The 23053-nt window shown below is 50.6% G+C and carries 27 protein-coding genes, 1 tRNA gene and 5 pseudogenes; 24 read left to right on the top strand and 9 right to left on the bottom strand.

The window, feature by feature from the left end:
* Window positions 1-140: pseudogene (locus tag ACB035_RS15120) on the top strand (RHS repeat-associated core domain-containing protein); the annotation flags it as partial.
* Between the two features lie 902 nt (window positions 141-1042).
* Here ACB035_RS15120 and ACB035_RS15115 read toward each other — a convergent pair.
* Window positions 1043-2019 (bottom strand): IS5 family transposase gene (locus tag ACB035_RS15115; RefSeq protein ID WP_371167598.1). Its coding sequence is split into 2 segments (ribosomal slippage): window positions 1043-1857 and window positions 1857-2019, totalling 978 coding nucleotides; the frame shifts between segments, so codons are not numbered across the junction.
* 347 nt (window positions 2020-2366) lie between these two features.
* Here ACB035_RS15115 and ACB035_RS15110 point away from each other — a divergent pair.
* A pseudogene (locus ACB035_RS15110) lies at window positions 2367-2627 on the top strand (transposase); the annotation flags it as partial.
* A 240-nt stretch (window positions 2628-2867) separates the two neighbouring features.
* On the opposite strand, the gene ACB035_RS15105 reads toward ACB035_RS15110, so the two are convergent.
* Both ACB035_RS15105 and ACB035_RS15100 read right to left on the bottom strand, forming a co-directional pair.
* Complete coding sequence (locus ACB035_RS15105; RefSeq protein ID WP_371167597.1) at window positions 2868-3401, bottom strand: IS110 family transposase; 534 nt, start codon at window positions 3399-3401, stop codon at window positions 2868-2870.
* 115 nt (window positions 3402-3516) lie between these two features.
* On the bottom strand, window positions 3517-3918 hold the full coding sequence (locus ACB035_RS15100) for a transposase (RefSeq protein ID WP_371167596.1): 402 nt from the start codon (window positions 3916-3918) through the stop codon (window positions 3517-3519).
* 61 nt (window positions 3919-3979) lie between these two features.
* Here ACB035_RS15100 and ACB035_RS15095 point away from each other — a divergent pair.
* Window positions 3980-4877 (top strand): annotated as a pseudogene (locus ACB035_RS15095) (IS3 family transposase); the annotation flags it as partial.
* Window positions 4878-5108: 231 nt separating this feature from the next.
* Here the strand turns inward: ACB035_RS15095 and ACB035_RS15090 are convergent.
* From ACB035_RS15090 to ACB035_RS15080, 3 genes are all read right to left on the bottom strand, one after another.
* A complete protein-coding gene (locus ACB035_RS15090) occupies window positions 5109-6158 on the bottom strand; it encodes an inovirus-type Gp2 protein (protein WP_371167595.1) in 1050 nt (349 codons plus the stop codon).
* Window positions 6159-6655: 497 nt separating this feature from the next.
* Window positions 6656-8116, bottom strand: coding sequence for a YfjI family protein (locus ACB035_RS15085; protein WP_371167594.1), 1461 nt, complete (start codon window positions 8114-8116; stop codon window positions 6656-6658).
* Between the two features lie 32 nt (window positions 8117-8148).
* Window positions 8149-8382: a helix-turn-helix transcriptional regulator gene (locus tag ACB035_RS15080; protein WP_371167593.1), complete on the bottom strand. Its 234-nt coding sequence runs from the start codon at window positions 8380-8382 to the stop codon at window positions 8149-8151.
* Window positions 8383-8635: 253 nt separating this feature from the next.
* On the opposite strand from ACB035_RS15080, the gene ACB035_RS15075 reads away from it, so the two are divergent.
* Together ACB035_RS15075 and ACB035_RS15070 are read left to right on the top strand one after the other, a co-directional pair.
* On the top strand, window positions 8636-10534 hold the full coding sequence (locus ACB035_RS15075) for a hypothetical protein (RefSeq protein WP_371167592.1): 1899 nt from the start codon (window positions 8636-8638) through the stop codon (window positions 10532-10534).
* A gap of 403 nt (window positions 10535-10937) precedes the next feature.
* A pseudogene (locus tag ACB035_RS15070) lies at window positions 10938-11665 on the top strand (DUF932 domain-containing protein).
* A gap of 71 nt (window positions 11666-11736) precedes the next feature.
* Here the strand turns inward: ACB035_RS15070 and ACB035_RS15065 are convergent.
* The gene (locus ACB035_RS15065; protein WP_076362369.1) at window positions 11737-12087 is read right to left on the bottom strand and encodes a helix-turn-helix domain-containing protein; all 351 of its coding nucleotides are present in this window, start codon (window positions 12085-12087) and stop codon (window positions 11737-11739) included.
* Between the two features lie 232 nt (window positions 12088-12319).
* On the opposite strand from ACB035_RS15065, the gene ACB035_RS15060 reads away from it, so the two are divergent.
* The 15 genes from ACB035_RS15060 (at window position 12320) to ACB035_RS14990 (ending at window position 18962) form a co-directional block, all read left to right on the top strand.
* Window positions 12320-12643, top strand: coding sequence for a hypothetical protein (locus tag ACB035_RS15060; protein WP_371167591.1), 324 nt, complete (start codon window positions 12320-12322; stop codon window positions 12641-12643).
* Between the two features lie 15 nt (window positions 12644-12658).
* Window positions 12659-13489 (top strand): hypothetical protein, encoded by an 831-nt coding sequence (locus tag ACB035_RS15055; RefSeq protein ID WP_371167590.1) that lies wholly within the window; start codon window positions 12659-12661, stop codon window positions 13487-13489.
* 82 nt (window positions 13490-13571) lie between these two features.
* Window positions 13572-13919 carry a YkvA family protein gene (locus ACB035_RS15050; protein WP_371167589.1) on the top strand — a complete coding sequence of 116 codons (348 nt, stop codon included), beginning with the start codon at window positions 13572-13574 and terminating at the stop codon, window positions 13917-13919.
* 19 nt (window positions 13920-13938) lie between these two features.
* Entirely contained in the window at window positions 13939-14364 is a 426-nt protein-coding gene (locus ACB035_RS15045; protein WP_076362365.1) for a DUF2787 domain-containing protein, read from the top strand.
* Between the two features lie 10 nt (window positions 14365-14374).
* Window positions 14375-14803 (top strand): hypothetical protein, encoded by a 429-nt coding sequence (locus ACB035_RS15040; RefSeq protein WP_371167588.1) that lies wholly within the window; start codon window positions 14375-14377, stop codon window positions 14801-14803.
* Window positions 14778-15062 carry a hypothetical protein gene (locus tag ACB035_RS15035; RefSeq protein WP_371167587.1) on the top strand — a complete coding sequence of 95 codons (285 nt, stop codon included), beginning with the start codon at window positions 14778-14780 and terminating at the stop codon, window positions 15060-15062. The genes ACB035_RS15040 and ACB035_RS15035 overlap by 26 nt, the downstream gene beginning before the upstream one ends.
* An 88-nt stretch (window positions 15063-15150) precedes the next feature.
* The gene (gene radC, locus ACB035_RS15030) at window positions 15151-15648 is read left to right on the top strand and encodes a DNA repair protein RadC (RefSeq protein WP_265061627.1); all 498 of its coding nucleotides are present in this window, start codon (window positions 15151-15153) and stop codon (window positions 15646-15648) included.
* Window positions 15645-15836, top strand: a complete 192-nt coding sequence (locus tag ACB035_RS15025; RefSeq protein ID WP_371167586.1) for a hypothetical protein — start codon at window positions 15645-15647, stop codon at window positions 15834-15836. Before radC ends, ACB035_RS15025 begins: the two co-directional genes overlap by 4 nt.
* Before the next feature lie 24 nt (window positions 15837-15860).
* The gene (locus tag ACB035_RS15020) at window positions 15861-16199 is read left to right on the top strand and encodes a hypothetical protein (protein WP_371167585.1); all 339 of its coding nucleotides are present in this window, start codon (window positions 15861-15863) and stop codon (window positions 16197-16199) included.
* A 118-nt stretch (window positions 16200-16317) separates the two neighbouring features.
* Complete coding sequence (locus ACB035_RS15015) at window positions 16318-16824, top strand: hypothetical protein (protein WP_371167584.1); 507 nt, start codon at window positions 16318-16320, stop codon at window positions 16822-16824.
* 211 nt (window positions 16825-17035) lie between these two features.
* A complete protein-coding gene (locus tag ACB035_RS15010) occupies window positions 17036-17398 on the top strand; it encodes a hypothetical protein (protein ID WP_371167583.1) in 363 nt (120 codons plus the stop codon).
* A complete protein-coding gene (locus tag ACB035_RS15005; protein WP_371167582.1) occupies window positions 17395-17721 on the top strand; it encodes a type IV toxin-antitoxin system YeeU family antitoxin in 327 nt (108 codons plus the stop codon). Before ACB035_RS15010 ends, ACB035_RS15005 begins: the two co-directional genes overlap by 4 nt.
* 28 nt (window positions 17722-17749) lie before the next feature.
* Complete coding sequence (locus ACB035_RS15000) at window positions 17750-18292, top strand: hypothetical protein (RefSeq protein ID WP_371167581.1); 543 nt, start codon at window positions 17750-17752, stop codon at window positions 18290-18292.
* Window position 18293: 1 nt separating this feature from the next.
* Window positions 18294-18635: a hypothetical protein gene (locus ACB035_RS14995; protein WP_371167580.1), complete on the top strand. Its 342-nt coding sequence runs from the start codon at window positions 18294-18296 to the stop codon at window positions 18633-18635.
* Between the two features lie 30 nt (window positions 18636-18665).
* Window positions 18666-18962 carry a hypothetical protein gene (locus tag ACB035_RS14990; RefSeq protein ID WP_371167579.1) on the top strand — a complete coding sequence of 99 codons (297 nt, stop codon included), beginning with the start codon at window positions 18666-18668 and terminating at the stop codon, window positions 18960-18962.
* On the opposite strand, the pseudogene ACB035_RS14985 reads toward ACB035_RS14990, so the two are convergent.
* Window positions 18959-19907: pseudogene (locus ACB035_RS14985) on the bottom strand (IS481 family transposase). The gene ACB035_RS14990 and the pseudogene ACB035_RS14985 sit on opposite strands and share 4 nt — an antisense overlap.
* 210 nt (window positions 19908-20117) lie before the next feature.
* Between ACB035_RS14985 and ACB035_RS14980 the strand changes: the two are divergent.
* From ACB035_RS14980 to ACB035_RS14970, 3 genes are all read left to right on the top strand, one after another.
* Window positions 20118-20432: a hypothetical protein gene (locus tag ACB035_RS14980; RefSeq protein ID WP_371167578.1), complete on the top strand. Its 315-nt coding sequence runs from the start codon at window positions 20118-20120 to the stop codon at window positions 20430-20432.
* Between the two features lie 2 nt (window positions 20433-20434).
* Entirely contained in the window at window positions 20435-20839 is a 405-nt protein-coding gene (locus tag ACB035_RS14975; protein ID WP_371167577.1) for a type IV toxin-antitoxin system YeeU family antitoxin, read from the top strand.
* 116 nt (window positions 20840-20955) lie between these two features.
* Window positions 20956-21864, top strand: coding sequence for a hypothetical protein (locus tag ACB035_RS14970; RefSeq protein WP_371167576.1), 909 nt, complete (start codon window positions 20956-20958; stop codon window positions 21862-21864).
* Between the two features lie 220 nt (window positions 21865-22084).
* Here the strand turns inward: ACB035_RS14970 and ACB035_RS14965 are convergent.
* Window positions 22085-22172, bottom strand: a tRNA-Ser gene (locus ACB035_RS14965).
* 208 nt (window positions 22173-22380) lie between these two features.
* Here ACB035_RS14965 and ACB035_RS14960 point away from each other — a divergent pair.
* Complete coding sequence (locus ACB035_RS14960) at window positions 22381-23037, top strand: Bax inhibitor-1/YccA family protein (protein ID WP_005338308.1); 657 nt, start codon at window positions 22381-22383, stop codon at window positions 23035-23037.
* Window positions 23038-23053 lie beyond the last annotated feature (16 nt).

Here is a 23053-nt window from a genome sequence, read left to right as displayed (position 1 = left end):
ATTACGGGTACCGGTATTACCAGCCGTGGGTGGGTCGTTGGTTGAACGCAGACCCAGCGGGGACGGTGGATGGGCTGAACCTGTACCGGATGGTGCGCAATAATCCTGTGACTATACAGGATATTGATGGGCTGGCTCCTGACACTTTTCCAACCTTACAAGAACTAGCAAAAAATGCTGCCAAAGACTTTAGGAAATATCAAGTTCAGGATGTTCTGGAATACATGGGAGGCATAAGTGGATTAAGTGGGCATTTATATGCTATCGCTCATGAAAAAGCGCGCAATAAATTAAATGAAATGAATAAAAAGAAACAGGGTGATAACTTCAGCCTTACAATAGACAAGGTGTCATCAATAATATCGAGATCAACTTCATCTTTTAAGCCAAAGTATAGCTATGATCTAGATGTTTTACCGACTCTAAATGCAGATAAAAGTGGTTTGATTGGTGTTCCTGTGAAAGGTGCAGATAATAAATTCGCAATTCCCTTAGAACGGGACGTTGATGATAATGAAATAGTTTACCGAACAATACCGAAACAGCACTATGACATACTAAAGACAACTAAAAAATTAAGCTCAACAACAGAAACATCTGTCAGCCCTGCATTATCGTATTCAGAAGGGTATGATGGGGTATTGGTTCGCTTTACCTTGAAAAAAGGCACTATACAGAAGCTTGTAGCTATTGGTGGCGGTGTTAATGAGCCAGCGAGAAGTGCGCTCAAGTTAGAAGCACTTGATCCTGGATGGGCAAAGAGTCGAGCCGGTTTTAAAGCCGAGGGTAACCAAATGACAGTTCACTTAGGTACCGGAGATGCATTGAATATTTTCAATGCAAATATAATAGCTCATAGCAGACTAAAAATACGCGAGAAAAAAACACCATAATCAATAATAATCTTAGGAAGGTGCGAACAAGCGGATCGCACCTTCATCACGAACTCCTTGTTCACATTTGAAATGCTCATCACTCAAAAAACTGACTTTTTACCGCAATTAATGGGAGATTAAACGCCATTTAGCCTCATTCTCGAGGCTTATCTCGATTTTTGGGCGCAGCCACCCCATGCCCGTATCATCTGGCCCACTCGAAACAGATTTGCCAGCGTAAACAACATCGCCAGTTGGTTGCCGTTCTTCAGCAGTCCCTTGTACCGCGCCTTCACAAAGCCAAATTGACGTTTGATGAGCAGGAACGGGTGCTCCACCTTGGCGCGGATGCTGGATTTGAGCCTCTCAAAAGCAATGATTGCTTTGTTTTTAGGGGGATGCTTTTTGAGCGCCTTGAGCTTGCCAGGGCGCATGGCAATTGCCCATTGTGCCTTTACATTCGCCAGCTCTTCACGATTTTTAGCCCCCTGATATCCGGCATCAACGAACTCAAACACTTCCTCGTCTTGGAGCAGATTTCCCGCCTGATTGAGATCGTGCTCGTTGGCTGACGTGGTCTCCAGATTGTGAGTCAGGCCACTCTTGGCATCGACGCCGATATGAGCCTTCATGCCGAAATACCACTGATTGCCTTTCTTGGTCTGATGTATCCCGGAGTCACGCTCTCCCCCCTTGTTCTTGGTGGAGTTGGGGGCCTCGATGATGGTGGCATCGACCAGCGTTCCTTGCTTCATCATGATGCCTGCGTCACAGAGCCACTGGTTGATGGTGTCAAAGAATTGGCGTGCCAGTTGGTGCCGGATATTCATAATCGTAGTGCGGTCAGGGATGGCCTGGTCCAGGGAGAGTTTGGCAAACAGACGCATCGAGGTAATCGCGTAGAGTGCGTCTTCCATGGCGCCGTCGCTGAGGTTGTACCACTGCTGCATGCAGTGAATGCGCAGCATGGTATCGAGTGGGTAGGACGACGCCCGTTACCAGCCTTGAGATAGACGGGTTCGATGACCTCCTGCATCCTTGACCATGGGAGCAAAGCGTCCATGCGAGCCAAGAATATCTCTTTGCGGGTTTTGCGGCGTTTACCATTGAACTCGCTATCCGCGAAGGTGAGCTGGTGATTCATACTGAACCTCATCCATGAGGTCAAGTGGGGCTTATGATCTCACATCGCGGACTTGTTCGCACCTTCCTTAGTTGACCACGACAATTTGCTCAACAACGCAGCCTACAGGCGACTGCTTCGAATAAAGTCATTATATAATCGACGATCTACGCTATTGATAAATCCCCTTTCTATGCTTGATGGGCCTATAGCTCGTCGATAGTTATCAAAATAAACCGTTTCATCCAAACCATTTGCCGCAAATGCAGACAACGCAGAACGATATGGTTTAATTCTTACTGTAGTGGTCTAATCATCCCGGACACCATTTTAGGTGGTACAGTCGCCACCATGACCTGAGGTGTTCAATGACAAGATTACGTCGCTCATTTACTGCCGAATTCAAACTCGAAGCCGCATCCCTGGTGCTCGACCAGGGATATTCTGTCCCTGAAGCCAGCCGTTCACTGGATGTCGGTGAAACCGTACTGCGCCGCTGGGTTCAGCAACTTCAATCCGAACGCTGTGGTACAACCCCAATCGGCAAAGCGCTGACTCCGGAGCAGCAAAAAATCCAGGAGCTGGAAGCCCGTATCAACCGGCTCGAGCGCGAAAAGGACATTCTAAAAAATGTATGGTCTGCTCCTTATCTGCAAGCTTGAACTGATTTCCTGAAGTCGTTTGCGTCAATGTATCCGGCCTGTCTGTGAGCTGTTTTCCGGCTCTGGCCTTGATGGGATCCGCACGTCATCGTCCTAATAAAGCTACCAGTCATGAGAGACTGCTTTTTTAGCCAGGCTGCAACGTCGTGGGGTGAACGCTTCTGTCATCTGTTTTTGGCTCGCAAAACCGGGTATGAGTTCTATCAGTTAGACGGCTGAACTTGTGTTGGGATACGGTTGGTAATCCATGCCGGATGTCAGCACTTTCCAGCAAATTCGCATTATCTTGTTGGCCAGGGCGATAAGGACCACATGGTGGTGATGGCCGACCTCCAGCCTGGCGACCCATTCGCCTAACGATGATTTGTCACGCTTCATGTGAATTTTTAGCGCTTTGGCGCCTTGAATAACCATTTGCCTTAAATAGCTATTGCCACGCTTACTGATCCCGCCGAGCGAAGATTTGCCGCCCGTTGAGTATTGCCTGGGGACCAGCCCCAACCAGGCTGACAGGTCGCGGGCTTTCTTGAATTGTGATCCATTGCCAATCGCGGCAATCAACGCGGTTGAGACAATCGGTCCAATGCCGGGGACGGTACTGATTTTTTGGCACAAACCTGATGCGCTTGAGGCTTGTCCGAGCATGAAGCTCATGTCATCAATCTGAATATCCAGCTGTTGCCACCGTTCTCTCAGGCGTAATACCAAATACCAGGGCACGGATAAAGTCAGGCAAGCCATTCTCGGCATCTTCAAGGATCGTCGGCAGAGAGCGCTCGAAGACTTTTCTGCCGACTGGCACGGTGAGCCCATATTCCAGCAGCAACGCTCGCATCTGATTGACAGTAGCGGTACGTTAGACGATGAAACGCTGACGGACGCGATGAGTCGCCTGCAATGCCAGTTGCTCATGAGATTTCAACGGGACACAGCGCATAGTGCCTCTGCTACCAGCCTCGGCAATGGCGGTAGCATCGTTGAAGTCATTCTTGTTTGATTTGAGGTAGGGCTTCACAAATTGGGCAGGGATAATCTTGGGTTCGAACCCCGCCTGTTGAAACAGGCGCCCCCAGTATTGTGAACCAGGACATGCCTCGAAGGCGACCCGACAGGGTGGGGTCGTGCTAATGAACTGTTTCAGTTGTGAACGCGTGAGCTTTTGCTTGGTCAATACATGCCCCATGCGATCCATCGCCACCAGGTGAAACCAATTTTTGCCTAAATCGATCCCGTAAATGTAAATCTGCGCTTGAGTCATGATGAGCCTCCTTGATGCTGGCTACAGCATAGCGGGGTGGGTGGAGCAGACCATCCCATTAGGCTACTGCTCTCTTGATGGCGGACGAATTCACACGTACGCGCTGATAGACCGATTAAGGGAGCAAGCCCCCATCACCCTGGTCTGCTGCGCTTTTGATGTTCCCACCTCCTGTTTTTACGACTATCAGGCTCGCAAACGGGTGATTAACCGTGAGCGGATGCAACAACGCAGCGAGTTGCGCCGCTTGTTCAAAGCGAGCCGGGACTCGGCTGGCAGCCGCGCCTTGATGTCGATGATGCAAGAGTTGGGACATCAGATTGGTCGATTCAAAGTGCGCAGTCTGATGAAGGAAGCCGGTCTGGTATCCAAGCAACCGGGCACTCATCGCTATCAGGTCGCTCGGTCTGAACGACCGGACATTCCCAATCTGCTGGCCCGCGAATTTGATGTCCAGCAACCCAATCAGGTTTGGGGTGGCGATATCACCTACGTCTGGGCAGGTGGCCGTTGGCATTACCTGGCAGCGCTGCTTGACCTGCATACCCGGCGGGTCGTGGGCTGGGCGATGTCTGATAAACCTGATGCAGAATTGGCAATCAAAGCACTGGAGATGGCCTATCAGCAGCGGGGTTGCCCATCCGGTGTGCTATTTCACTCTGACCAAGGCAGCCAATATGGTAGCCGGGCATTTCGGCAACGACTGTGGCGCTATCGCATAACCCAGAGCATGAGTCGTCGTGGTAACTGCTGGGATACGCCCGATGGAGCGACTGTTCAGAAGCCTGAAGTCAGAGTGGCTCCCGGCTATGGGATACATGAGCGTGCGGGAGGCAAAGCGGGATATCAGTTATTACCTGATGGATTACTACAACTGGCGGCGTCCACATCAATACAATAACGGGATACCGCCAGCAAAAGCCGAAGAGCGGCCTAACCAAGCGTCCGGATTTAGTTGACCACTACATACCCTCACCAGGACACGATATCCGCCCTCACTCCTTAACGGCCAGCCCCCATTCATCTATCACGAACGGTACTTAGACAAAGCTAAAAAAAACCTTTTAATACTCACTAAAAATAAATAACAAATTCCGAGGTAGCTAACTGGCTCATGCTGCCATCTCACTTAACCTGAATTGAAATATACACTTCACGGTCTTATTAACTGAAGAGACTTTCATCACAGCCTACGCATTCAATCGCGGTCTACCTCGTGCTGTAACTTGCTTGGGAAGATTGCCTTTGAAAAAGGTGCGGTGCCCTTTGATCTTCAGCCTAGCGGCAGGATCTGATTTGGTCAGATAAGCAAGTGCTTTTTTTAAATAGCCTCGTTTCGTCTTGTCGGCATGCCCAACCATGCCAATCCCACACTCCCGATACTCAGCCTTTTTCTGATTGCAATTATGCCCTCTGCCCCGGTTACCCGTGATACGCAACCATTCCTTAATGATGGCCGCTGCGTAGTAAACATCGCGCTGGAAGTGAGCACCGTTCATAAAAACTGCCAAGTGAAAATGAAAGCCTGTTAGAGGTGCAATTTCCAAACGACAAACATACCCCACCCAATTGGCAGCCAATGCCCCCTTGCGACGATTTTTAAACAGCGCTTTTTTGTGCTTGATGATCTCTTCAATAGAAAGCTCATCCAAGAACTCCGCTTTGTAGTACAAATCAACACGCAGTACCACGAGACGAGCATAGCGCCCAAACAGCCCATTCACGTATCGATGCAGTGATGCTGTATTCTTCTGCGCTCCCTTCATGAAGGTGCAGCACTTACCCTGCATGGCTTCAGACTTCAATTCCGACATCAGCTGCTGATACCTGAAGTCCAGACTATCTTGCGAATCTTGGCAGGCGCCACCATTCATGATCATCTCATGAAGTTGATGCTTGACGACGAAATTACACAAGCAAGCCAACTTGGGATGCAAATTAAAAAACTCCTGATGCTTGTATATCTGCATAGCAAGCGTGACGATAGCTGATAGCTCTCTCCCCTCCTTAGTAAGGGGGTAAATACTCCCCCCCAGCATTTCAGCCGAAAATAGAGTAGGGTAGACATCCATCTGTTCCAGTTTGTCGATAAATTTGAATAACTGCTGATAATGAACAGATTGAGCAAGCATTTCACGCAACGCTCTTGTTATAGGAATTGCGTTTTTCACACGTAATCCCTTCGCTGTTTTATGCTGTATTGGGATAGCATCGATATCAATGTGGTTATACTTAGGCATACTTATTCCTAGTTCCATATTTTGATGTTACTGATGAGTGAGGACATGTAGTCATGTCCTACTCGTAAATCTGGTTACAGGCTTCATCTTGTTGATTACGCCTGTACTCGAAACCATCATGAATGATTGGATAACCAGTTAGGTGGTTGTTTATATTTCTATTAAGCAATGAGTTAGGGTAGAAACAAATAACATTAAAAACCAATATTCATGATTCAATGGCACCAGATGATTTTGAACAAAACATTCAAACACACCTTAATTTCACCAGAGAAAATGCTCTGTGAGAGTTATTTTTGATTTGTATAGTTAGTGTCTATCACTCCCTTCTCTGCACTCACGCAATCATCTAACCCAGAGTGGTTCTTGTGAGTCACTGTTAGCTATGTAGACGCTTGACATTATCTCCGCTGGCTATGAATATGCTTATTGCTATATAAGCAACTCTATAGCTACATATGAAATGCACCAGATGCTACGTATTAAAACACTTGCTGTTACACAAGTAACCTTCTTTGCCCTGGCAGGTAATAATTGACATAGTTCGTGCCATTAAATTGGTACAGGGTCACTGCCATCCGATTAACAAGTGCATTCAGTGCCCGATCCAACTTCCCTTTGTTACGGATACAGTTCGGACCAAACTTGCGAATATCATTTTTCTTGAATATACCATTATTGCTACGATGCAGATTGCTTTCCAGCCAACGATCCAGCTCATTCGCCTCGCGCATGTCATCTGGAACTGTACGTTCTTTAAATTGTTGAATGAAATGTTGGAAGTACCAATCAACAATAACTATTGCTGCATGCATGCTCACATCAGAGATGACTCGACTACGTTCAGTAAAGCAGTGCAAGACTGCAGCAATTCTTGAAGCATGCTCCATGAATTTAGAAGCAAAATCCCGGTACTCACGCCATTCACCGAAGGGACCAATGTTGCTTTCAACGTTATTTGCCATTGCGAACCAGCGAGCACGAGCTTCTGGCGAAAGTGTCAAGCACACTCTGGGCTTACTCAATTCACGACGCATCTGGGATACCTTCAGCAGTTTTTCTACAGTCAGGTAAAAGTTGTTCAGATAGATGGCATTGACACCACCTAGCGACAACTCATCACCGATAAATCTAGATCCCTGGGTTGAATGGGGCTCAGACAACAAACAACGTGCGAAAAAACCCGACCCGCGAGCCTGATCACCTTGACGCTCAAGGAACCGTTCAAAGAGCGGCCCCTGGACCATCAGGGAAAGGCTAAATCGGTAATCACCGATCGTTGTCTCCCCCTGAGTAGATACTCGCAGAGCCGAAATTGGTTTTGCCCCCCACAAAGAGTTCAGTACAGAGGTCTCGCGCATGAAATCACTGGCAAAAAGATGTGCGGACTCATCCGAGAAGACACCAATAGTGTGACCATAGGCGCTAATGGCATGTTTGATGGCTGCACTCGTCACATCATTCAGAAGCCACTTCTTATTCGATGGAAGTGAAGGCTTTGCCGCCTCCACATCTCTTAATGCCTGTTTTTCAAGCGAGGCGTCTTCTTTTGCCAGAATCGCTTTATGCAACGCCTTCTTGCATGCCTTTTGCTCTTCTTCCCAAACACTAAGCTCGACCGTGTATTGTGCATGCGCATCACGATATTGCTGTTCTGCCATTAGTTCCAGTTTGCGAAAAGGCTTTATCACCAGCTCGTCAACCGCTGTTTTTCGTTCACCCGAGTCAGCCTTTGTAATAAAAAACAGGGAGACTGGGTGAATAAGGCCTGCTTTAGGACTGACATCCACCAGATCTTGGCAAGCCAGTCCCATTGCACTGAGTACGGACGAGGCAATCAGCCCAAGGGGAGCTTGCGTCTGCTGTTGGATCTGACGCATGACGCCTTGCAGCTGTTCCTCGAGTACATGAATAGGAAATTCTCCAATCAGATTGAGCTTGATGGGGGTTGTGTTCATTTTAAGATCTCCTTCGTTAATACAGGGGGAAACTAGTTGATACGTGAGGCAAGCCACTGATGTACCGATGACAGCAACCACCCCACTGAACTACTCCCCAAGCGCAACGGCTTGGGAAAGTCGGGATCGTAAAACTTGGATCGGGGGCTAAGTTTGTTGTAGATGGTCGAACGCGAAAGCCCCAGGATGCGAGTTAGCTCCTTGATGCGTACAACTCGATGTAGCGTCTCACGATCCCAGTAGTGACCATCTTCTTGCAAGTTCATGATTCATCTCCGCTTTGGTTTGGACTGAGGGCAGACTAACTCCTACTGAAAAATGAAAACGCCGAAAATGTGCAGAGATATGGCTAAAAGCTGGAGAGCCTTTCAAACTCCTCGACAAGCTTTTCTGTATAGAAACAGGCCATGGTATTGTTGACTCGTAGCGTTGCTTGCTTTTTCTTTGCGGACTGAGCGGAAGTAAAGATGCGGGGAAGAAAAATTAAAAACACAGAACATATGTAGAGGTTTAAACAAGGTGTCACAACCAACAACAGATAAGCTAAGAATAAATAGCCATAGCCTTGATGAGTTCGTTACATTTATGTATGACGCTTTTGGATTGAGGGATGGCCGGCAACATCAGCTTCAAGAATTAAAGAGCATTGATGCCCTTTCCGATATGGTCGAAAAAATGACCAGAGGCCTTGCTAAGCATCTTGTGAACAATAATGGGAAAAGCACCGATCAGCTCATGCTGTTAGATAGGCTAAAAGTCATGTTTGATTTCATGAACCAAATGTTGCTACATTTCAATAAAGCTGAAATATTTTCTGACTTATCAAGATCTCAGCTATATATGTATTTTCTTCGTGATGTTCAATTGCCATTCATGAGACAAGCAATCGCACTTATCATCGATAAAAATAAACCCATTTTCTACTCACCATTGGATAAAGATGAGTTTCGTGCAGACAGCTTGATGACTCATCTGTTGTACATGTTGACTCCTGAATATCTGCAACACGCAGAAGAGAATATTAACTCATGGATGTGCAGACAAAAGTCATTCCTCATCCATGGCGTTGGAACAACCTTTAAAAAAATTCTTCGGGGGTATAAGGGAAAGAAGTCCATCATCAGTCTTCACACTATCGATAAAGTCTGCCAGGAATTACACGAGGATAATATTTCTGTTTCCTCTAAGGAATTCCCCACAATAGATGAGCTAAAATCATTTTGGTATGGGGCAAGAGTCGCAATATTTCTTTCTAGGAAAATTGATTTTTCAACTAGCCCTATGGAAACTCTTGAAGACCTGAAAGACGACTGCCTTTCTTTGTTTAAATGTTTATTACACTCTGAAACACCATATCTTACTTCAGATACACTGATGGGATTTTTTGACAAAGTTGTTATACGAATAGCTAAATCCTCTTTAACAAGAGATGAGCTTGACGTGGTGCTTAATACTATCTCAGAACAATCAAGATATAATATCATTCCTCCACAAGGTAAAATAAACAAACCCATTATCCAATTTTGTTACGACTTCAATGCTGTTATCTCGTTCATTGCCAAAGGCGAGTTAACAAAGAGTTATGAACGTGCATTGTTAATTTTAAATAGCGGTAGTAGTTTCTCGGCCGGACGACTTCAAAATACGTTAACCCACCTAGCGCTAGCATTAAGGATAAAATTATATATCTCTAATATAAAACACCGTGAATATGAACATGTCGCAAAATTAGCGTTTTTGCTTGGTGGTGCTGACCTTTGGCTAGAGAAGCATTCTGAGGACCCATTTAAAATCGTCAATGAGAGCATATTTTCTACACCATCAATCCTTTATGCATTTTCTTCTATTCAAACCTATGCAGAAGTTTTGGAGTGTATTGAGACACTTTCAATGGAAGATAAAATAGCAATGATGAACCCATTTCCAAATAAGCTTGAAAGGGCACTGGATGCACTTTATAGCTCATGCCCTGACTTGCATGCCGCGCCAATAGATAAAATCAGAGCATTGTTAACACCATTCATGAAAAGTAATTGCATCCCTTATATACCAAAATCGACACTTTACAACTGTCTATGCGAGATAAACTCACTCATTGAGTTTTGGCCATCTTGGATAATCGAACAATCCATTAATGTTCAACGATTCAGTCGCGAATCTATTTACTTAAAAAGGAAAATACTTTATTCAATTGATCCTTATCGATACAAAATAGATTTTCATAAAAATCTTGATGAATTAAATCATGCCGAGTTGACGTTGAACTATGAAGGTCAACGTTTATTGCACGAATTCATACCCTTTCCTCTTGAAGAGGAACTGTATAATAACCATTATGTTTTTGAAAAATTTGCCAATGAAATAAAAAGACGATTAAAAAAAATAACAAAAAATTCAGATAATGGTTCTCCCTATTAAGTGCGCTTCTGCTACTCCCGCTACAATAGCAGGAAGAAGCGCCCCAAAGTGACTCCTTTGGAGCTCTTTACTGAGACTTGTTTTTACAAACTGATAGGCAACTCCAATAATGTTCACACCTATATTCCCATCTTGAATTAACCAATGAATGGGATTCTAAATATGGCACACTTAATTGATTCCATGGCCTACACTGGCCAAGCTCCTTGGCAATATATTGCTGCCACGCCAATCTTGGGATATCTGGCTACAGGCAGCAGGGATGGATTGGACCATCGAGCAGAGTGACATGATGTTTAACGTCGCCGCCTATGCACTGCATCTCCGTCCTTATTCAGAGAGTAAGGTTCTGTACCACTCTGATAATCTATAACCTCTATCGGTTGTTTCACGGAGATATAATGTGGTGCAACCTCATGAGGTGCTACATTTCTATCAAGACTTGGTAGAGGTGGGTGGCTTTGAGTTGGAAACAGCGGGCTCGCTCAAGGGCGGCCGAAAATTATGGGCGCTGGCTAAGACAGGCGAGACATGAAACTGAAAGGTGGCGACAGAGTGAAATCCTACCTGCTGCTCGCCACCAGTTGTGATGGCACGCTGTGCACCACAGCACAATTTACCTCGCTACGAGTCGTCTGTAATATCACCTTGCAAATAGCGCTACGGGATAATACTGGGGCGGTCAAGGTTCCCCATTCCACCAAATTCAATGCGGCTGCCGTCAAAGAGGCATTGGGCCTTGGTATGGCAAATTGGGATCGTTTCCAACAAGAGATGACTTCGTTGAGCAATCGTCCGGCATCCCCCGTAGAAGCCCTTAATTTCTTCGGCGAGCTACTTAATGATCCGGCTGGCGATGATGAGAATATTATTCTCAGCCGTCCCGTCCAAAAACTGTACGTGCTGTATATGGGTGCTGGCATGGGCTCAGACCTGCCATTACCAAAAATACAGCATGCAGTTTGGTCAATGCTGTCACGGAATATGTCGATCATCATCGTCGTGCACGTAGTCAGGATAATCGACTTGATTCAGTTTGGTTTGGCCAAGGACCTCAGCTCAAATACCAAGGCTAGGAACAGGCACTCACGTTACTACAATAATTTCGCTTCTCTTTATAAACCGGCATAACAGTCCTCACCCGGATTGGCTGATGCCAGTCCGGGTACGGAGATTTATGCCATCAACGTTGTCTCATTCATTTACTTTGATTGGGTAAATCGCATTACAAGACGATTAATGGTTTCCAGCAGCAAGGTCCGGTCGGCATCATCAAGTTGTGCCAATTGCTGGCTCAACACAATGCCCTGCTCGGTGGGACGGTTGCTGGTCTCGCGCAGAAAGTCCGCCAGCTCACAACCAAACAGTTGAGCGAGTTCAGCCAGCCGCACTACGGTCGGCACCACAATTCCACGCTCCATCCTAGAGACCGCTTCCATACCGATATTGAGGTGTTCAGCCACCTGCTCTTGGGTCAACCCAGCTTGGCTGCGCTGACGTCCAATCGCTTTACCCACATTTTTGGCCAGTTGTTTCAAGTCGATGTCCGTCATAGCCCCTCCAATCGACCCACATGGTCAATCATGAGCCCATTGACGATAAGGACCCAAAAAGGTGAGTATCACCCTAAAAGGTCTTGTATCGATGTGATGCGATGGCCGCCAAGGCGACCCGTGTACGTCATCCAGGCAACACAGGTTGCCCATGGCCGGAGGTTCATGCCTCGTTTAATACCCCACTACTCATGCCCTTTTCACACTCACTACATTAACCAAGGAGAAAATCATGATCCGTTACCCCATCATTGCCACCCTCTTTTTACTGGCAGCCACGATTCATTCTCTCTGGACCGGAGGTTCCCCCCAACTCGGGATATGGGGGCATCTCTGGTTCTTTGTGTTTGGCTCACTGTTCTCATCACTCGGAATGATGGCTGGCGAGCTCTTTCGCCGCTTCACTCAGCCCGATGTGCTGCTAGCTGACGGTGCACAGGAAATGTTCAAGAAGAAACTGTTTTGGAAAATGGGTCCCCAGCTCATTGGGGGCATCGTGGGCTACATCGCAGCTGGGGGATTTTTACAAAATGTGTTGGGTTACTACGTTGGATAATAAAGAGGATAGAAAATGAAAATATTAGGTCTTTTGTTATCGCTTATTCCATTACTGACATGGGCGTATGAGTCTGAAGAGCAACCACCAAAAGTGACATTACCGACATGGACGCTTGAGTCGGTTGGTTCTGAGCAACACTTCACGCAATCCGCTGACGGTCTTTCATTCACGATTATGTGCAGTGATCAACATGCTGCCAATGCGGAGTTAAACATTCGAGGTAATCGATATACCAACCTGGTTTTCAACATCAATGGAAAACCTTACTACAATCCGTTTAATTTTAATGACCCCTTGGTGGTCGAACAGTTTAAATGGTTTATGAAAGCACTAAGGAATGCGACTGCTGTTGAGATTGTTTATGGCATAGGTAAAAGCTACACCCTGTACATGTCTAACGCTAAGGCGGTCTTGCCCGACCCCGATGCCAGCAATTTCATTTGCAAGACGGATACCGCGTTGACATTCCCTGATGACGAAAGCAACGCCAGCCTACAGCAAGAGGATGCGAAGGAGGGGGGCGCATCTGGGCCGCTCAGCTTTAACGTGTCGGTTGGCAAATTTGATAAAGATTATCGTCCAGTATCCGTTCAATCCATCGAGCTCGTCAGTTTAAATAACCATGTTAACGTTATCTCGGTAACGGGTAACCGTGGTCAATGTAGGCTGGCTAAATACAGTGAAATCGAAGGTGTACCATCACCCAGACTGCCTTTAGCCATGCAGTATGGTCAAAAGGCGCAGTTTCCCATCGTAAGAGGGAGCGGTCACTGTGACAAGGTCTATGAGGTATCGATTAATACCAATCTGGGCAGTGTTACCTACGACATTGAATATGAATGATTGGACCCGACGATACCAAGAGGAGGCAATGAGCCTCCTCTTTTTATTTCAGCAACCCGCTCACCTATGAAGGAATCACACTATGCCACCCTGCATTCCCCCCGAATGCGAGCCCTTCGATCACTCTGGCTTTTGGCACAAACTCTGGGCCTTTGCCAAACGTGCCGGTCGGCCCTTTATCGAGACCTGTCTGTTGCTCTACTACACCAGCCAGAAAGAGGATGTGCCGCTCTGGGCCAAGCTGCTGATCTACAGTGCGCTGGCCTACTTTATCTCGCCCATCGATGCCATTCCGGATGTGCTACCGATGGGGCTCGCTGATGACATTGCGGTGCTGAGTGCCGCACTCGCCAGCATTACCGCCTTTATTGACGCCCAGATCCGTGCCCGTGCAGCCAGAAAAATGCGCGAGCTGTTCGGCGACGCTTAACCCCTTCAAGGAGAACTCCATGACTATTCCCTTTTTCCGGGACGGCTTTGCCCTGCCCGTTGCCCAAGCGCTGCTCACGTTACTCAGTCAGGAGGTCGCCCATCTCGGCCTCAACCTCGAGCGCCTGACCCAGCTCACCTTCAACTTTCGCAGTCCCACCTACAGCCCCGAGCAAGGAGGGGCTCACCCCGTTGAGATCCGTCTGATACGTGGTCTTGATGGCTGGCTGTTCGATTACGTCACCGACTTCAGCTATCAGGGACTGGGCCAGGATGCAGAGCTTTGCAAAGAACTCGATTTCAACTTCCTGGATGACGAACACTATTTGCAAGGATGGGGGCCTGTCCAGCGCTCAGAGGCCCATGAGTTATTCACCCTGTGGCAGACCAACTTTGTTGCCTACTGCCGGATGGCGTACTTCACCGTTGAAGTCAGTGGGGAGTAGGAGGTGTGTGATGACTAACGAACTGCCGCTAACTCACTATTCACGCCAGTGGCTGGGACTGGTTGCGACCAAGGCCAAACTGCAGCCCATCTGCCAGGGTGAGCGCTGGTTGCTGCACCTGACCCCTAATAGCCCACATACCCGCACCGTTACCCTGCACCTGCGCTGGTCTGGGGGGCAGTGGCAACTGCTCTCCCTCACCAATGCCGAGGACTGGCGCACCATGAGCCAGCCCGTGGATGAAATCTGTGTGGACCCCAAGCGCCAGTGTTTCTGGCGCTGCCAAGCAGGGCCCGTCCCGCACTCTGAGCAGCCCCGCGTGCTGGGAAGCTTTCTGAGCGACCTGCAGCGTACCTGCACTCATCACGGTTATCGTGTGGAGAGTGACCCCTTACCCCAAGAGGAGGCACAAGATGCCCAAACAACCGATTGCCGTTGAGCTTGAAGCGATTAATCTAGATGGCGAGACGCTGGTGGTGCGTGACAGTGGCCTACCCGTACAGGGCTACAGCGTCTACCTACGAGCGGTAGAGGCCAGCGGTCTTGCTCTAGCGACCTGGATAGCTGACTACGACACCATTGGTCCCGCCTACCAACTGGCGGAACGGCTAAGCATTGCGCTGGCTATCCCGCTCACCGTGCTGGTCCCCGGATTGCTGATACCGGTGAAATGTGACCCCGCTGCCACGGGCAACTGAACTACCCTCAAAGTGAACCAACAACACCTCTGCATTTAGCCCCGGTATGCCTAGCGCTGCCGGGGTCTTTCTTTTTCAGGAGACCACCATGCGTTATCACAAGCTCAAAGCCGGGGAATGCCCCGGCTCGTATGTCGTCACCAACCCCGTGACCGAGCAAGACCTGCTGCGTATTGCCAATCAGATTGCCAGGAAGCGCCTGGCCAAAGGTTCCGCCATTACCAGCACCACCGAGGCTGCCGAGCGGCTGCAAACCCTGCTGCAAGAGCGGGAGCACGAAGTGTTTGGGGCACTGTTCCTCGACTCCCAACATCGCGTACTGGCTTTTGAGGAGCTGTTTCGCGGCACCCTCGACAGTGCCAGCATCTACCCTCGGGAAGTGGTCAAGCGGGCCTTGCTACTCAACAGTGGGGCCATCATCGCGGTGCACAATCACCCCAGCGGTGACCCGGAACCTAGCCACTCTGACCGGGTATTCACCCAGGCCCTCAAAGAGGCTTTGGCCCTGGTCGATGTGCGACTACTCGACCATCTGGTGGTTGGTGTCGAAGGCGTAGTTTCGATGGCCGAAAGAGGTCAGCTATGAACCAGCCCCCAGGTAAATACCACCTCACCCCCCTCGATATCCTCCTCGAGTTGCGCTGCTGGCTTGCAGACAACATCGAGATGCAGGCAGAGCCCGCCATCGTGGCTCACCTGCCTAAAGGCTACCTGCTCACCCAAGCTGACTGTATCGAGGCTATCGATGCGCTGCTGCATCAGCTACGCCATTAGTCGCGCTAAGAAGGGACAAACGCCATGCGATTACCCAATCCCTATACCTTAGAGGAAACCCTCGAGAAGCTGCGCCATCGTCTGGCTACCGCCTGCAACGAAGATGCGCTGACGTTGCTGGAGAAGGCCATCACCAAGGCTCGTGATGACCGGAGTTATGCCAAGCAGTTTGAAGAGACCTTGCTGTACGGTTCTACCGTTGAGATACGCGAGTGCCTCAGTTGCTTTGGCGGCTACTTCGAACGCTCCCGAGATGCACCGCCCTATTACCCGCATCACGATGCCGTCAACTGCATTGATTGTGCGCTCTACGCCATCTTGTTCTATGCAGCTCTCCCCGGCGCAGAACAGGCGCAGCAATAACATACAGGCCGCTCGCTCACCCGGATCATTAGAGCCAACACCATGATCCGGATATCCCGACACAACCCACAGGGCCACCTCACCGAAGGTGGCCTTGTTCATTTCAAGGAGTCACCCCATGTCTGCCTTCATGATCGATCGCAAGGATTACCTTGCCTTTGCCGTACAGTTACACCGTTTTTGCAATGCCCCCATGCCACCGCACTACACCCTTGAGCTGCTGCGCTCCCTCTGGTGGAACTCACCAATGGATGTCACCAGTACCTGGACGTGGCGGGTAGACCGGCTGGTTAGGCTGATGATGCTCGCCAATCGGCGGGCGGTCTGGCATCGCTATCAGCTTGGGCGTCAGCAGGACCAGAAGGAACCACGCCAGCGTGGTTCAACCAAACTGGGACCGCTTAAACCTGCTCACCGTTACCACCAGGCACCACTCACCGATGCCGAACTGGTGGCGCTGTACAAATTCACCTGCTGCGCCCTGTACCAATCGAGCGAATGGAGCGGGAGCCCCGAGCTAGCCCCCCGGCTAGTGAAGGTAATGCAGCAGTTGCAACAGGCGCTGGCGCAAGACGTGCTGACCCGGCTGTCACTGTGGGAGCAAGCCCCCTGGGGAGAGATGTGATAGCTCTCTCCATCCCCCTGACAGTGACAAGTTTACCACCGGACGGTACAGCCCATATAGCCCAGCGTATCGCCGATGACATGGCACACCTGCATCAGCGTCTCGGGGATGCAGTGAGCGATGAACTGGGCATCAGCATCAGTTACCTGGTTGAACAGTTTGCGCTGCTGGCAGCGGCTTACCGTTCACCTGCAGAAAGAGAGAAACACCCATGATCGAATTCAACGATAGCTTCACTCAGGTCGCAGTCGCTCAGGCAATGAGCGCACATGGCGATTTGCATCGGCTCATTGCCTATCAGCTCACCTTCCCGAAGTGGGCACACGACTATGACGAGACCGGCAAGCGTACTGGCCCCGACAAGATCAAGCCCGTGCCAACGATGCACAAGACCACGCTGTTCGTGAGTCCACTGGACATGGTGGACAACCTGCCCCGCGAGATTAACTTTGCGTGGTGGGAGCGTGAGTGCAACGACCTTGGCTATCCCGTTGGGGAGTGGCGACGCACCATTGTGGGTGCCTACGTCAACCACGGCACCAACGACAACCCAAACTGGAGCAGCCACACATGAGCATCCTCGAGCACATGACATGGGGACTGGGCACCCCGAACCTGCCCAAGCTGGGGGCTCGAGCCATTTTGCAACGTGGTTATGTTGATTTCCTGGGCGACCGTGCCGGTATGTACGGCGAGCCAGACGAGGCGTGGCGGGCCGAGTGCGACACAGTGCTGCCGCACTTCCTGCGTGAGTTAACCAAGATGGCCAAGGCATACCAGATATGCACCGACATGGACGAGGTGTTTCGCCTTGAACACAAGGGCTGGGTGTGTGAAGCCAGTCCGAGGCGCAGCTACGGCTACCTCTACCTCGACATCTACCACCCCGCTAACTAGCGGGGTGTTTGTTTCAAGGATAAATATCATGAACAAGTTCTATCACGTGGGCACACTGGCCCGCCGTGAAGTCACCGCCCTGCTGCACACGCTGACGCACAATACCGCCGCCAATGCCGAGGGGATCCTCAACTACGTGAGCAGCAAGCTGAACCCCTACGACCCGCGCAAAGAGAAGGCCAAGGCACGGCACACATTGCGCCGGGTCAAGAAGGCTCTGAAGGCAGGGCGTATCCCGCTGGAGCTCACCGTGACCGGTTGCCGCATCGACCGGGGCAGCCACCAGGCTGACCGTTACTACTACGACCGCACGCTACTGGCTCAAGGTTGGCAGCAATACGATACCGAGGAAGACGCCTGGTACTTTGGCATCTGGATTCAGACCGAGAAGCTCGAGACCTTTACCTACGCCGAAGGGGATACCAACCATGTGATTGCGCCAAGCGTTGAGGCGTTTCGCGCTGAATTGGCGCGGCTGTATCAGTACCACCCGCAGGCCCCGGCCTTTATCAGCATCGGCCCGGAAGCGGGCGTTGTGACCCACCATTTTGAAGCCAAACTGGAGGTGTGAAATGGCCAAACACATCACCATCAAGGTGCCCGGCAAACATCCGCAAACCGGCGAGCTCACTACCTTTGAGCTCAAGGGGCAACGCATCGATATCGACATCGGCGGCCAGGCTGTGCCTTTCCTTATTCACGGGAGGGGCATCGGCACCTCGCTCACACATATCCCGAGCGGCTATCGCATCGCGTTGCTCGGTGGCTGGCTCACTGCGCGTTACGCAATCCCTGAGAATAAGCCCAGCAGAGCGGCCTGTGCCCAAATGGCCATAGACCGACTGGTAGCCCAGTACGGTTCGCTGCATCTGCTGGGCCGTCTCAATTGCAAGCCGGTTATCAATCAGCTGTAACGCACTACCCAGACAACAAGGAACCGCTCAATGACTAACCTTCTACCTGCAACAACGAACCCACTGGCAGGCCATTCGGTGATGCAGATGCTGGATGTCGCCATGAGTTCCATCATCGGCGACTACGATGACGCAGACCTGGTGCCAGAATGGCAATGGGTCAAGCAAATGGCCTCCCATGAACATGTCGGTGTGAAGGATGATTCCGCCTATGAGTTCACCCTGAACCTGGCTATGGAGCTCGATGCCATCCCGCCAGCACTGCAACCCTTGCTCACTGCCGCCCAGCAGGCCGGTGTGAACTACATCCTGTTTTACAACGACTAGCTGTGTAAACCCACCAGGTTGTTCACAGACGGAAGACGACTGATAGGGGGGCCGGTAGTTCAGACTGGCATGAGGACGATGCCAGTTGTACTCATGCAGCCACGGGGTCAAGTGTTCTGCCCGTTGCTCTGACGACTCATAGCTCCGGGCGTACGCCCATTCACGCAGGGCTGTCTGAATGAAGCGCTCTGCTTTGCCATTGGTTTGTGGTGTGTAAGGCTTGGTGCGTAGGTGCTTGAGCCCCAACCGACGACACAGCTTCTGGAAGCGTTTCGACCGATAGCAGGCGCCATTGTCAGTAAGTAGCCGACTGAAACGAATACCGAGCCCGGCGTAGTAGCGAAGTGCCTGTAACAACGCCAGGCAGGCACTGCGCCCCGTTTCATCAGGATGCAGGGCGCTGAATGCCACACGGGAGTGGTCATCCACCGCCACATGCGCATACTCCCATCCCGCCCCCGGAGAGTCTTGGCTGCGGTCACCGGTGACACGATGGCCGGGGCGACGGAAACGCCCCAACTTTTTGATGTCCAAATGCAGCAAGTCACCCGGTTTCTCATGTTCATAGCGTTGTACTGGAGGGGCTGGTGCCAGGTTCGCCAGTCGATTCAGTCCCATTCGTTGCAGGATTCGGGCGACGGAACTGTGTCCGATGCCCAACGCTTGGCTGATGTGCCGATAGGTCTGTCGTTGCTTGCGCAGTGCGATAATCACCTGTTGCCGCTGGTCATCGATGGCGTGGGGACAGGATGCGGGTCGAGAAGAGCGATTGTGCAGCCCATCAGGCCCCTCCTGGCGATATCGCGTGAGCCACTTGTAAGCGGTGCGGGTACTTACCCCGGCGGCGTGAGCCGCTTCTTCGACGCGCAGGCCTTGTTCAAGGATACGCCGGATAAGAAGCTGTCGACCGAAAAGGGTTAATCGGGCATTTTTATGGTTGTTCACTCGGGCACCTCGGATGATTGGTTTGGTTGGCGCCTCCAATTTTGCGGGAATGCCCCGAGTGAACAACCTACAGAGAGATCACAACTAGCCACTGCGCCTGTCACTGCGGCCCGGCAAACAGACACGACCACCCAAGCCCAGCTCATTTACACACTGCATAAAGGGCCAGCCCTCACAGGCTGGCCCTTTGCATCATTGGAGTCACCGAACATGACCCGTCTTATCACCGGACTCGAGGTGCATCGCTATGCCCCCGAGCTCAACAAGCTGCACCTGCGCAACCGGCAGACGTTACCCGCTCCCGGCATCACCACCATCAAAGAGGCCAAAGCCCACCTTTTTGGCCGCTGGCAGCCAGGGCATCAGGTAACCATCACCGTGAGTCACCCTGACTACATCAATCTCTCCCGGCTCTACCGGGGGCGACTGGCCAGCCTGACTGAACTCTCGGAGTATCTGACCAGATTGCGCCAGCGCCACAACGTGCCCGGCACCATCATCGACATTCAACTGAGGTATCGCTAATCATGACCGCGACAGCTACCAACACCAATGACCAACAACCCGCAGCCCCAGACCAGCCCACGCGGATTTTTGCGCAGTGGGGTTTACCCCATACCGTCACCCCGCGCTTTGGTGCTCGTCTTATCCAGGAGCACCACCGACTGCACTTTCTGTCAGATCGGGCCTCACTGGTTGGCGAATGGGCAGAGGTGGCAATAGACCAGCTGGAAGCCGCTTTCCCAACCATCATCAAGGAACTGGAAGCCAAGCTGCTGACCGGTGAGCTGGATGCCCGATGCCAGCAACGTATCACTGTCCAACACGACGGTTTCACCTGTGAAGCTGACACCTTGGGAAGCCATGGTTATGTCTACCTGGCGATTTACCATACCCAAGGCACAGCAGATCGGCATGAGTTCATTCTCTAACTTGGCATTCCTGCTCCCATAGAAAGCTCCTATCGAGTCGTATTGGTGGACAATCTCATCCGTCCCATGTCGTAATGGGAGCAATTAATTTCGTGGTAAGCCTAAGGATAAGAACGATGGAATCTGCTCGTGATAAACGCACCGGTGAGATCATAGAGGCTGAGACCCTCTGGATGTTGGAGCATGTCGATAAGGATGGTTACGAGTGCTGGGGATGCGGCATCGATATGTACCCCTCATCCTGGAAAAAAGAGAACAAAAAGAGGCCCTCATTCAACAAAATGCCGGGAAAGGAACATCTCATCCATTGTGATGCAGATGCTGAACGGGAAGTGATCAGCCAAGGACAGACACAAAGCGTGCGTCAACAATTGGACTCATCGCCAGGGTTGTCACCTTCAGGGCTAGTGCTAATAGATAAACGGCCAGGGACAGCGACTAATCAAGGAAACGGAATAAACGGTTCAACCTCGGTACATTCACCAACCGTAGCTGCTGGTCATGGTAATGGCTCCCAACGCACTTCCAGACGCAAAGCTCAAAGCATTCGCCCTATCTGTCGTGCGTTCATCAACTTCCCCCACGACCGTAACATCTCTTTGGAGATCCCTGGGATTGAAGCCGACAATTACCTGACGGCGTTCAAGAGGTTAGGTAGCCCAATTCAGAAGTACCCCGATAAGAAGATCTTTTATTCCGAGTTGTTGTGGCTACCGATCACCCAGAGCGAGGAGCGGTTAATTATCCCCCTAGCAGGAGAATGGGAAGACCGGAAACCCTCGAAAAACTATCAGCTCCATGTCGAGTGGAAATCTTGGTCACAAGCCAAAAAAACCATGTTACTTAACGAGTTAGATGCAGCAAAGGAAGAGGCCAAACAGGCTAGAAGGGGTGGTAGGAAAGATAAAGCATGGGTGTTTTTTATTGGAGAACAGAACGCAGACCACCTAGAAACGTTTTATGTCAGTGACTCTCGCTTGATCTGCTCGATTATTGGCCACATTGTCTATCCGAAATATGAATAGGCAATGCAATGAAGCATACGACGCAACGCTGGCATTCGTAACGCGCTACGTTTTACGGGTAGTAGCACAAGGGGCAGCCACCGGAAAGTGGGGCCGATACTTGTCCAAAGGAATGCGATAGAGGAGAAAGGCAGCCAACATCTAATGGCATACTCACTGGCATACCAAAAATCACAGACACAAAAAATCCCAACCGAATCAATCGGTTGGACTATATAGATGGCGGAGGAGGTGGGATTTGAACCCACGGATGGTCGCCCATCGCCGGTTTTCAAGACCGGTGCATTCAGCCGCTCTGCCACCCCTCCGAACGGCGTGCATACTACGCTAAGCCCTTGTTCATATGCAATACATATTTCCTGTGGGATAGTGTGCGGGAGCAAAATGGCAGGTGGCTTGAAATTGTTCCTCGTCATCCCTATTTGTTCTACATACAATGCGTAAACATGCAGTAACAAACAGCGATCACGAGGCGGCTGCTCGCCGTCTCACCCGGACATCAAGAGGACACCCAAGATGGATACCCGTTCTATCTACACTGGCACCCAAAGTGCCGTACGCGATACCAACAAGGTGCTGCGTAATACCTATATGCTGCTCTCCCTCACTCTGGGCTTCTCTGCCGTGGTGGCGGGGGTCGCTACCGTGATGAACATGCCGCCGCTGCACTGGGCCGTGTTCCTGATCGGCGTCTACGGTCTGATGTTCCTGACCGAGAAGAATCGCAACAACGGCATGGGGCTGGTCTTCACCTTCGCCCTGACCGGTCTGCTGGGCTATAGCTTGGGCCCCATCATCAACATGTACATGAACAATGGTGGTGGCGAGATCGTGATGACCGCCCTTGGCGGCACCGCGCTCACCTTCTTCGGTCTGTCGGCCTATGCCCTGACCACCAAGCGTGACCTCTCTTTCATCGGCGGCATGCTGTTCGTCGGTTTCTGGGTACTGCTGGTGGCCATGATTGCCAACATCTTCCTGCAGATGAGCGCCCTGAGCCTGGCTCTGTCCGCCATGTTCATGCTCTTCTCCTCCGGTGCCATCCTGCTGACTACCCAGCAGATCGTGCGCGGCGGCGAGACCAACTACATCTCCGCCACCGTCACCCTGTATGTCTCCATCTACAACATCTTCCTGAGCTTGCTGAGCCTGCTTGGCGGCAACCGCAACTAATCAGAAACCCCGCTTC

Source organism: Aeromonas sp. S12(2024), assembly GCF_041402305.1.
GTDB lineage: Bacteria > Pseudomonadota > Gammaproteobacteria > Enterobacterales > Aeromonadaceae > Aeromonas > Aeromonas veronii.
This window is presented reverse-complemented; position numbering and strand designations above follow the sequence as displayed.